Annotated in this window: 8 protein-coding genes and 1 pseudogene; 1 reads left to right on the forward strand and 8 read right to left on the reverse strand. The window is 69.4% G+C overall.

Translation table 11 applies throughout. From position 1 onward, the window contains the following. The 6 genes from RIF68_RS14500 to RIF68_RS14525 form a co-directional block, all read right to left on the reverse strand. On the reverse strand, positions 1-1,259 hold a 1,259-nt coding region (locus RIF68_RS14500; RefSeq protein WP_309051649.1), incomplete at its 3' end, for a family 43 glycosylhydrolase. A 52-nt stretch (positions 1,260-1,311) separates the two neighbouring features. Further along, positions 1,312-2,727 carry a family 43 glycosylhydrolase gene (locus tag RIF68_RS14505; RefSeq protein WP_309051655.1) on the reverse strand — a complete coding sequence of 472 codons (1,416 nt, stop codon included), beginning with the start codon at positions 2,725-2,727 and terminating at the stop codon, positions 1,312-1,314. 272 nt (positions 2,728-2,999) lie between these two features. Next, positions 3,000-3,983, reverse strand: coding sequence for a galactofuranose ABC transporter, permease protein YjfF (gene yjfF / locus RIF68_RS14510; RefSeq protein WP_309051650.1), 984 nt, complete (start codon positions 3,981-3,983; stop codon positions 3,000-3,002). Next, positions 3,980-4,987: an ABC transporter permease gene (locus RIF68_RS14515; RefSeq protein ID WP_309051651.1), complete on the reverse strand. Its 1,008-nt coding sequence runs from the start codon at positions 4,985-4,987 to the stop codon at positions 3,980-3,982. Before RIF68_RS14515 ends, yjfF begins: the two co-directional genes overlap by 4 nt. Beyond that, positions 4,984-6,531 (reverse strand): sugar ABC transporter ATP-binding protein, encoded by a 1,548-nt coding sequence (locus RIF68_RS14520; RefSeq protein WP_309051652.1) that lies wholly within the window; start codon positions 6,529-6,531, stop codon positions 4,984-4,986. The genes RIF68_RS14515 and RIF68_RS14520 overlap by 4 nt, the downstream gene beginning before the upstream one ends. Before the next feature lie 78 nt (positions 6,532-6,609). Beyond that, the gene (locus tag RIF68_RS14525) at positions 6,610-7,599 is read right to left on the reverse strand and encodes an ABC transporter substrate-binding protein (protein ID WP_309051653.1); all 990 of its coding nucleotides are present in this window, start codon (positions 7,597-7,599) and stop codon (positions 6,610-6,612) included. Between the two features lie 356 nt (positions 7,600-7,955). On the opposite strand from RIF68_RS14525, the gene RIF68_RS14530 reads away from it, so the two are divergent. Next, positions 7,956-9,008: a LacI family DNA-binding transcriptional regulator gene (locus RIF68_RS14530; protein WP_375165130.1), complete on the forward strand. Its 1,053-nt coding sequence runs from the start codon at positions 7,956-7,958 to the stop codon at positions 9,006-9,008. Between the two features lie 640 nt (positions 9,009-9,648). Here RIF68_RS14530 and araD read toward each other — a convergent pair. Then, a complete protein-coding gene (gene araD / locus RIF68_RS14535; RefSeq protein WP_309051654.1) occupies positions 9,649-10,362 on the reverse strand; it encodes an L-ribulose-5-phosphate 4-epimerase AraD in 714 nt (237 codons plus the stop codon). 38 nt (positions 10,363-10,400) lie between these two features. Beyond that, positions 10,401-10,647: pseudogene (locus tag RIF68_RS14540) on the reverse strand (L-arabinose isomerase); the annotation flags it as partial.

Consider the following 10,647-nt stretch of genomic DNA (forward strand, 5'->3'; position numbering starts at 1 on the left):
GTCGCGAAATCCTTGTTGTCCAGGCACAGGCCGCTGTGCGCGTTACGGATCCGGTAGTAGCCGTCGCCCGTGGGTGTCAGGGTCCAGTTCTGGACCGCGGCGCCATTGCACGTCCACTGCCGTACCTCCGCTCCGGGCGCGGTCGCCCAGTCGTAGTCGTCCAGGCACAGACCGCTGTGCCGGTTGCGCAGGGCGACCGGCGCGGTCGGCACGGGGGACTCTCCCGACGGGCCCTGGAGGACGGTCGACGTCGAGACCGGGGTTCCGAGATGCGGTGTGCCGTCGGCGTTCCACGAGATCTTCTGCACCCGCGTCGTGCGCGTGGTGCCGCAGCCCTGCGACGCCGAGGAGTTCGCGTGGTAGGCGATCCAGGTCTCGGTGCCGTCGGGCGAGCTGAAGAAGGAGTGGTGTCCGGGGCCGAACACCCCCGCGGCGTCGTTGCGTTGGAAGATCGGCTGGGGCGCCTTGGCCCACGAGGCGGCGGCGAGCGGATCGCCTCCCGTGTACTCCAGCATCCCCAGCTTGTAGTTGGGCCCGTTGCAGTGACTGGCCGAGTACGTGAGGAAGGTACGGCCGTTGCGCTGCAGCGCGAAGGACCCTTCGTTGACCGCCCCGTCCTGCCGCTCCCAGGCCAGCGTCGGAGCCGAGATCCGCGTCCCGTGGGCGCCGGCGGTCCAGGGGTTCGACATGGGGGCGATGTACAGCGACTGCAGGTTGTCCACCGGGGAGACGGCGGAGAACGTCATGTACAGAGAACCGTTGAGCCTCAGCAGGCTGGCATCGATGGCCCACCCGTTGTTCGGCATGAGGTCGACGATGCCGCGGTAGGCGTAGGGCCCGAGCGGATCGCTGCCCGAGCTCTCCAGGGCATGCGTGCGCCGGGGCCCGCCGGACTGCTCGACCGAGTAGTACAGGTACCAGCGCTCACCGACCCTCTCCAGATGCGGCGCCCACATTCCTGTCCCGGCCGTGCGGAAGACCAGTCGCTCCGGGGCGTCGCGCAGACCGGCGATCGTGGGTGAGCGGCGCATCACGATGTCGGAGGACCAGGTCGTCGCGACGTAGTAGTAGAAGCCGCCGTGCTGGACCAGCGTCGGGTCGGCGCTGTTGGGCACGTCGACGACGGGGTTGGTGAAGCTCGGGCCGGGCGCGGCCTCGGCGCGTTCCGCCCCGGCCAGGCTCATGCCGAGCGCGGTGATGAACGCGATGACGAGGAGGACCCCTCGCCGTACCGTTCCTCTGCCGTGGACGATGTGCACGTCTCCTCCTCGGGGAACGTCAACTCCTGCGGGCTGGACGGGCATCGGGAGATCACTGCTGGTGGAAGGTGGCGTCCTGAGCGGCGAGCGTGCCGGCGACGGGCTGCACGTGGAGCAGGAAGCCGTAGTGCCGGAGATACTGTCCCGGGAAGCGGTAGGCCTCGAACGAAACGCCTGCCGCGTCGGCCAGCCCGGGGCGTCGGTGGAAGCTCGCGCTGTCGGCGAAGGCGGGGCTGCCGTCGTTCCTGTCCACCCACACCTCACCGTTCCTGACACGCAGGTAATGCCCCGGGAAGTTGGCGGATTCCAGGGAGACGGTGCCGTTGCCGGCGAGCCCGCTCACCGTGCGGAACTGCGAATCGGCGAGGTTGGTGACGTTCGCCTCCAGCTTGACCCGGTAGTCCCAGTGCCGGAGGTAGTGGGACGGGTAGTTGAAGGAGGACAGCCGCTGGGGGGTGGCGCCGTCGGCGACGGGGATGCCGAAGTTCGGGGTGCCGTCGGCGTTCCAGTAGACCTTCTGGACGCGTGTCCTGCGGTTGGGGTCGTTCAGCGGATCGCCACTGATGTCCTTGTAGTTGCGGTCGTGGTAGACGAGTATGTCGCTCCTGCCGTCCTCGGACGTGGTGAAGGAGTTGTGCCCCGGCCCGTACTGCCCGGTCGCCGCGTTGCTGGCGAAGACGGGAGTCGGGCTCTTCGTCCAGGCCGCGGGGTCGAGCAGGTTCGCCGAGGCGGAGGCGGTGAGCATGCCGAGGCAGTAGTTGCTGTCCGTCGCGGACGCCGAGTACGTCATGAACACCTTGCCACCACGCTGGATGACGGCCGGCCCCTCGTTCACCTTGTGGCCGACGGTTTCCCAGCCGTACGTGGGCATGCTCAGCCGCACGGGCGTGCCGGTGATGGTCCACGGGTTGGCCAGCCTGGCGATGTAGAGGTTGGAGTTGTTGTTGATGGCCGGGTCCTTCTGGGCCCAGCTGAGGTAGCGGGCGCCGTTCACCACGAACGTGGTCGCGTCCAGCGAGAAGCTGTCCATCGGCGTGGCGATGCGGCCCTTCTCGGTCCAGCCGCCCGTGAGCGGGTTCGCGGCGGAGCTCTCCAGGACGTACATCCGGATCCGCCACACGTCGTCGGCGCGGCCGGCGGCGAAGTAGACGTACCACTTGCCGTCGATGAAGTGTATTTCCGGCGCCCAGATGTGGGATCCCATCTCCCCGGACGCGTGCTTCGTCCAGATCACCGTCTCCGGGGCGGCGGAGAGGCCCTGGATGGTGGTGGCCCGGCGCAGGATGATGCGGTCGTACTCCGGGACGGTCGCCGTGTAGTAGTAGAAGCCGTCCGTGTGCTTGAAGATGTGCGGATCGGCTCGCTGGTTCACGAGAGGGTTGGAGTACGAGACCGCCGGTGACGCGGGCGCGGCGGCATGGGCGGGAGACGGCAGCAGCAGGGCTGCCACCAGGGCCGCCCAGGCCATGAGAGCACTGCAGATTCTTCGCGGACTCACTTCGTCCTCCTCGTGTGTGGGTGGTGGTGAGGCCACTCGGGCACGACGCGTCGCCGGCCGACGGGCGTTCCGGCTTGCGCGACCTTCGGGCAGTGGAGCGGCCGCCGGGTCATCGGGCCCTTGCGGCCGGCGGGATTCCCTCTCGTGCGGCGGCGGGGGATGACGACACGCGTGCCGGGGAGCGGCCCGGCGCGACCGGTCCCGTGTGCGAGCACGGGACCTCGGGCACGGTCCCTTCTTCCTCAGTGCCGCTGCCGCACGATGAGACGCTGCAGAACGATGAAGGCGAGCAGGAGGGCGCCGATGACGATCTTCGTCCACCAGGAACTGAGGGTGCCCTCGAAGGAGATCAGGGCCTGGACGGTGCCGAGGACCAGGACGCCGGCCATCGAGCCCGCCACGTAGCCGACGCCACCGGCGAGCAGGGTTCCGCCGATCACGACCGCGGCGATGACGTCCAGTTCCATGCCGACGGCGTGCAGTCCGTATCCGGAGAGCATGTAGAGGGCGAAGAGCAGGCCACCCAGAGCCGAGCAGAACCCGCTCACCGCGTAGACACCCACCTTCGCCCTCGCGGTGGCCAGTCCCATCAGCCGCGCCGAGGACTCGCTGCCGCCCACCGCGTACACGGTCCGGCCGAAGCGGGTGAGGTGGAGCACGTAAAGGGCGGCGGCGACGACGGCCAGGGCGACGAGCACGCTGTAGGTCAGTGTGACGCCGCCGGGCAGTTCGAGCGTGCCCGTGGCGAAGGTGCGGAAGGACGCGTCGGTGATGGACACCGATTCCACGCTGATGAGGAAGCACAGGCCCCGGGCCAGGAACATTCCGGCCAGGGTGACGATGAACGGCTGCACGTCGAAGTGATGGATGACCAGGCCCATCAGCAGGCCGAGCCCGGTTCCGACCACGAGGACCGCGAGGATGGACAGCAGCGGTGGCCAGCCCGCTTCGAGTGTGGCCGCGGCGATCATGGTCGACAGTGCCGCGACGGCGCCGACGGACAGGTCGATCCCCCCGGTGAGGATGACGAAGGTCATTCCCACGGCGAGCACGATGAGGAAGGCGTTGTCGATGAAGAGGTTGGCCACGACCTGGCCGGAGGCGAAGTCCTGGTAGCGGACGGAGCCGATGCCGAAGGTCGCGACGAAGACCACGAGGGTCGCTACGACGGGCAGGAAGCGCTGGGGAAGACGCAGGCGTGCGGAGGCCAGGGTCGGCGTACTCATCCGGCGGCCACCTTCCGGGATCGAGGGGCGGGGGTGGGGGACTTGCGCCGGCCGCTGACGGCCCGCGCCACGCGCGGCGACTGCAGCAGGCATACGGTGATCACCACGACCGCCTTGAACAGCAGGGTGATGTTGGTCGGCACGCCGATGGTGTAGACGGTGGTGGTCAGGGTCTGGATCACGAGCGCGCCGACGAGCGTGCCGGCGAGGGAGTAGCGGCCGCCGGCGAGCGAGGTGCCGCCGATCACCACCGCCAGGATGGCGTCCATCTCGATCCACAGACCCGCGTTGTTCGCGTCGGCGGCGCTGACGTTGGAGCTGATCATCAGTCCGGCCACGCCCGCGCAGAGCGCGGCGAAGACGTAGACGGTCCAGGTGATCGTGCGTGAGCGGACCCCTGCGAGTTTGCTGGCCTCGGGGTTGACGCCCACTGCCTCGATCAGCATGCCGAGGGCGGTACGGCGGGTCAGCAGGGCGACCGCGAGGAGGACCGCGAGGCTGATCAGGATGGCGATCGGCAGGATGAGGAATCCGGCCCCGATCTGCCGGTAGGTCGGGTCGCTGATGGTGACGATCTGGCCTTCGGTGAGCAGCATCGCGCCGCCGCGTCCGGCCGTCATCAGGACGAGGGTCGCGATGATCGGCTGGATGCCCAGCACGGAGACGAGGAAGCCGTTCCACAGTCCGAGCAGGACGCACACGCTGAGGGCCAGCAGGACTGCCGTCGGGGCGTCCCCGCCGTCGGCGATCCACGTACAGCCGATGGCGCCGGCGATCGCGGCGACCGCGCCCACGGACAGGTCGATGCCCCGGGTGGCGATCACCAGGGTCATGCCCACGGCGATGAGCAGCGTCGGTGCGCCGTTGCGGAGGATGTCGACGAGGCTGCCGTACAGGTGTCCGTCCTGGATGCGCAGTTCCAGGAACGACGGGGTGAAGACGACGTTGAGCACGATGAGGCCGGCCAGCGCGACCAGGGGCCAGAGCAGGCGTCCGCGTATCACGAGGCCACCGCCGTGCTGCTGTGGGCGTCCGCGGCGATGGCCGTCATCACGGAATCCACGGAGATCTCGGCACCGGACAGTTCGGCCACCTTGTGCCGGTCACGCAGGACGACGACCCGGTCGGACACGCGTACCACCTCCTCCAGTTCGGCGGAGATGAACAGCACCGCCATGCCCTCGGCCGCCAGTTCGGCGACCACCTTCTGGATCTGCGCCTTGGCGCCGACGTCGATGCCGCGCGTGGGCTCGTCGAGAATGAGGAGCCTGGGCCGGGTCACGAGCCACCGGGCCAGCAGGACCTTCTGCTGGTTACCGCCCGACAGGTTGCCCATCACGGCGTCCGGATCGGCGGGCCGGATGTCCAGCCTTTCGATGTACTCGGCCACCATCGCCTCGGCGGTGCGGCGGGCCACCGGTCGTGCCCAGCCCCGTGCCGCCTGGGTGGCGAGGATCAGGTTGTCGCGGACGCTGAGGTCCTCGACGACGCCCTCGGCCTTGCGGTCCTCCGAGCAGAAGGCGACGCCCCTGGCGATGAGCGACCGTGGCCCGCGGGACCGGATCGTTTCGCCGTCAACCATGAGGAGGCCCGTGTCCGGGCGGTCGGCGCCGGACAGCAGCCTGGCGAGTTCCGTGCGTCCGGAGCCCAGCAGACCGGCGAGGCCGACGACTTCTCCCTCGTGTATCTCGAGGTCGAAAGGTTCGATCGCGCCCGCCCGTCCGAGCCCCTGGGCGACGAGGACGGGGGCGCTTTGGGGGGTCCGTTCCTCGGAGCGGCGCTCGACCTCGTCGAGGAGGCCGGCCTCGCGGCCCAGCATGGCCGACACCAGAGCCATGCGGTCGAGGTTCTGGGGGAGGTACTCCCCCACGAGGCTGCCGTTGCGCAGCACCGTCATGCGGTCGGCGATCTCGTAGACCTGGTCGAGGAAGTGGGAGACGAACAGGATCGCCACGCCTTCGTCCCGCAGCACTCGGACGATGCGGAACAGTTCCTCGACCTCGTCGCTGTCGAGGCTGGAGGTCGGCTCGTCCAGTACCAGCACACTCGCGTCCACCACCAGTGCCCGGGTGATCGCCACCAACTGCTGTACGGCGATGGAGTGGCTGCTCAGCACGGAGGCGGGGTCGATGGAGAGGCCGATGCGTGCCATGAGTTCCGTGGCGCGGGCCCGCATGGCCCTACCGTCGATGGCGCCCAGTCTGCGCGGCTCGTGCCCGAGCAGGATGTTCTCGGCCACCGACAGGTTGGGGCAGAGGTTGACCTCCTGGTAGACGGTGCTGATCCCGGCGTTCCGTGCCTGGCCGGGAGCGGTGAACTCGACCGGCTCGTCCTTGAGGAGGATGGTCCCGGCCGTCGGCCGGTGGACCCCGGTGAGGGCCTTGATCAGGGTGGACTTGCCGGCTCCGTTCTCGCCCATGAGCGCGTGCACTTCGCCGGGAAACAGGCGGAAGTCGACGTCCGCGAGCGCCTTGACACCGGAGAACTCCACGGTGATACCGCGCATGTCGACGACCGGGTTGCCGCCGGTCGCTGGGGAATCGGTCATGACCAGTGCTTTCGTCAGGAGAAGAAGAGCCCGCCACCGCGGCGTGATCGGCCCGTGATGGCGGGACAGCGGCTCGTGTCAGTACTTCCGGTCCTTGAGGACCTTCTTCGCCTGCTCCGTCGTGAAGGTGGTCTCCTCGGTGACCACGCGCTCGGGGACGCTCTCGCCCTTCACGACCTTCTTGGCGAGATCCATCAGCTGGTCGCCGAGGAGGGGGTTGCACTCGACGATGTAGTTGATCTCGCCGTCCGCCAGCGCCTGCATGCCGGCCTTGACCGCGTCCACGGTAATGATCTTGATGTCGGTGCCGGGCTTCTTCCCGGCCGCCTTGATCGCCTCGATGGCGCCCAGGCCCATGTCGTCGTTGTGGGCGTACACCACGTCGATGTCCGGGTGGGAGCGCAGGAGCGCCTCCATGACCTGCTTGCCGCCCGCCCGTGTGAAGTCGCCGCTCTGTGAGGCCACGATCTTGATGTCGGGCTTCTGGGCGATGGCCTCCTTGAAGCCCTTCTGCCGGTCGATGGCCGGCGCGGCCCCGGTGGTGCCCTGCAGCTCCGCCACGTTGACCGGGCCGCTCGCCGTCCCGGTCAGCCACTTGCCCGCCTTGCGTCCCTCCTCGACGAAGTCGGAGCCGAGGAACGTCTTGTACAGCGAGGTGTCCGTGGAGTCGATCGCGCGGTCGGTGAGGATCACCGGGATCCTGGCGCGCTTCGCTTCCAGCAGGACCGCGTCCCAGCCCGTCTCCACGACGGGACTGAAGGCGATCACGTCGACCTTCTGCTGGATGTACGAACGGATGGCCTTGATCTGGTTCTCCTGCTTCTGCTGCGCGTCGGAGAACTTCAGCTCGATGCCCGCGGTCCGAGCGGACTCGCGCACCGACTTCGTGTTGGCCGTGCGCCAGCCGCTCTCGGCGCCCACCTGGGCGAACCCCATGACGATCTTGTCGCCGGCGGCGCCCTTGGAGCCGCCGGCGCTGCCGTCACCGGCCCCGCAGGCCGTCAGCGTGGCCAGCGCGAGGGCGCAACCCATCGTGGCTATCTTCTTGAACACAGCGTCGTCCTCCATGGTGAACCGTGCGGCGCTACCCAGCCGACCGGACGTGATCGGGGTCACGAGCGACAACAGTGAGCGTTAACATTTCTCGCGTCAAGCCCCTGTGAAACCACAATTCGGCATCGGCAGGCACTGAGAGTCTTCTCAGTGTTAGCGCTCACTTCCGCTGCGGCGCGGGGTAGTATCCCCACGCTGGGGACGGCTGTGCGGAGTGCGTCGGCACCTCAGGAGGTCTCGCCCCGGCGCGTCAGCGGCGGGGCACCCGAGTGAGGTTCCTTCGGGCTGCGGGCTTTACCGTTACAAGGGCACGGTTGACCGTTGCATGCGGATCTCTCGCGGTCCCGACGGGTGGTCGGGGCGGGGCGATCATGTCAGGAGGAGATGGCGTGGAGGACCCCACGGGGGCGAGCACAGTGGCGCGAGAGCCGGCGATGACCGACGTCGCCCGGCTGGCCGGCGTGTCTCATCAGACGGTGTCCCGTGTGCTCAACAGCCACCCCAACGTGCGCGAGCAGACCCGGCTGCGGGTGCTGGCGGCGGTCAAGGAACTGGGCTACCGGCCCAACCGCGCGGCTCGCGCGCTGGTGACCGGACGGTCGCAGCTGATCGGCGTGATCGCCCAGAACTCCACTCTTTACGGCCCGTCCTCCCTGCTGGCCGCCTTCGAGATCTCGGCGGCCCTCCAGGGGTTCGCGGTCAGTGTGCACCGGGTGCACGAACTGGGACAGTCCTCGATCGCTGCCGCCGTCGAGCGGCACCGCGACGAGCGTGTCGCCGGCATCGTCGCCATCGCTCCCACGGCCTCGGCGAACGAGGCACTGGCCGAGGTTCCCGCCGAGGTACCTCTGGTGACCATCGACGGTGACCCTGAACGGAACGCGCCGATGGTGTCCGTGGACCAGGAGGAGGGCGCGTACCAGGCGACCCGGCATCTGCTGGAGGCCGGCCACGAGACGGTGTGGCACGTCTCCGGCCCGCCGGACTGGTTCGACGCCGCGGGCCGGATCCGTGGTTGGCGCAGGGCACTGCATGAGGCGGGCGCGGAGGTCCCCCCGATCAGCACGGGGGACTGGACCGCGGCTTCCGGATACCGTGCCGGCCAGATGCTGGCACGCATGCCCGAGGTCACCGCGGTGTTCGCCGCCAACGACCATCAGGCCCTCGGTGCTCTTCGCGCCATGACCGAGAGGGGGCGTTCCGTTCCGGAGGAGGTCAGCATCGTCGGGTTCGACGACGTACCCGAGGCCCCCTACTACTCCCCTCCGCTGACAACGGTGCGCCAGGACTTCGCCGCGGTGGCCAATGCGACGCTCCACCTCCTGCTCCGCCTGATGAACGAAGGCTCCACCGGCGACACCCAGCTGGTCATCACGCCCGAACTCGTCCGGCGCGCGAGCGTGCAGTCGCCCCCGGGCGGCTGACCGAACCCTTCGGATCCGGCTGCCGGCGCGGTCTCACCGGTACCCGGAGCGTCTTGTGCGGTGGCGGCCCCCAGGGGCTGCGGATGTGGTGACCGACCTCGGGCGGCCCGTACCGATCGTGTGCGCGCAGCCGGTCGCGCTCCGCGCGGGACAGCCCCTGTCGGCGCCCGAGCACCAGTACGTCCACGTCCGGACCTCGCCGGACCTGGTCACCGGACGGCCTTCTCAAGGGCAACGGCACCAACACCGGTTCGCACACCTGGGCACCGGCCGTGCACCGGGACGCCGCGCGCCAGGCGTACGGCAGCACGCTCAGCACCGTGCCGCCCGGCTTCTCGCATTCGGTGATCGCCGTTTCGTGCACGACCGACTTCGCCGGCGCCACCCACCCCGCGATCTTCCACGACACAGGATCGGGCATCATCGACTCCCCTGTGGTCACCGGGGGCGACGGGGCGAACTACCCGTACGACAAGGACCACGCGTCGGGCCGACCGGCCGGTGCCCCGTGCGCCGGCGCATCGGTTGTCCGACGGCGACGCGTGAAGGCGGGTGCCCCGGGTTCCTGCGAACTCGGGGCACCCGCCTTCACGGGGATCGGCCCGCGCTTGGCGGCTGACGGTGCGGCGCACCGGTGCGGTCACGCGGCTCCGGGGTTGCCGTAGTACGCGTCCGGCCCGTGCTTGCGTGTGTAGTGGCGGTCCAGGACGTGCTGCGGGGGTACGACCGTCCCCAGGGCGATGGTGTGGAGGGCCATCTCGGCCACCGCCTCGCAGATGATCGCGTGCTCCAGGGACGCGGTGGCGTCGGCGCCCCAGGTGAAGGGGCCGTGGTGGGCGACGAGGGCGCCGGGGACCTCCCTGGCCCGCCTGTCGTCCCGGTCCAGGAGGTCCACGATGACCTGGCCGGTGTTGTACTCGTAGTCCCTGGCGCACTGCTCGGGGGTGAGGGCCTCGGTGACGGGGACGGGACCGTTGAAGGTGTCCGCGTGGGTCGTGCCGAGCACCGGTATGGGACGCCGGGCCTGGGCGAAGGCGACGGCGTGGGTGGAGTGCGTGTGGGTGACGCCTCCGATGGAGGGGAAGGCCAGGTAGAGGCTGCGGTGCGTCTCCGTGTCGGTCGAGGGCCGCAGGTGGCCTTCCACCACGCTCCCGTCGGACAGGGAGACGACGACCAGGTCCTCCTCGGTCAGGACGTCGTAGGCCACGCCCGAGGGCTTGATGACGAAGACACCGGCCTGCCGGTCCACGCCGCTCACGTTGCCCCAGGTGAGGGTGGCGAGGCCGGCACGGGGGATGCGGAGGTTCGCCTCCAGTACCTCTCGGCGCAGTTCCTTGGAAACGGCGGTGCTCACGGAGGGCTCCGTCCTGGTGAGAGGGGTGGCGGGGGTGCTCACAGGCTCTGGGCCAGACGGTGGTAGGCCTGGTTCCAGCGCAGCTCGCGCGTGAAGCGCCGGATGGTGGTGTCCTCGTCGATCACGACGAGTTCGGTCCGCAGCATCTCGGCGAGGTCGTCGAGCTCCTCACCGCCGAGAGCGGTGGTGAGGACGGTGTGGTGCGGCGCTCCGGCCGTGAGCCACGCCTCGGTCGAGGTCCGCAGGTCGGGGCGGGGGCGCCAGACGGCACGGGCGACGGGCAGC

It is taken from the genome of Streptomyces sp. (assembly GCF_031178505.1).
GTDB lineage: Bacteria > Actinomycetota > Actinomycetes > Streptomycetales > Streptomycetaceae > Streptomyces > Streptomyces gulbargensis.

Bases quoted from the DNA above. Each gene is read 5' to 3' on its own strand.
- RIF68_RS14505 (WP_309051655.1), bottom strand. From the start codon at position 2,727: ATGGCCTGGGCGGCCCTGGTGGCAGCCCTGCTGCTGCCGTCTCCCGCC.
- yjfF (WP_309051650.1), bottom strand. From the start codon at position 3,983: ATGAGTACGCCGACCCTGGCCTCCGCACGCCTGCGTCTTCCCCAGCGC.
- RIF68_RS14520 (WP_309051652.1), bottom strand. From the start codon at position 6,531: ATGACCGATTCCCCAGCGACCGGCGGCAACCCGGTCGTCGACATGCGC.
- RIF68_RS14525 (WP_309051653.1), bottom strand. From the start codon at position 7,599: ATGGAGGACGACGCTGTGTTCAAGAAGATAGCCACGATGGGTTGCGCC.
- RIF68_RS14530 (WP_375165130.1), top strand. From the start codon at position 7,956: ATGTCAGGAGGAGATGGCGTGGAGGACCCCACGGGGGCGAGCACAGTG.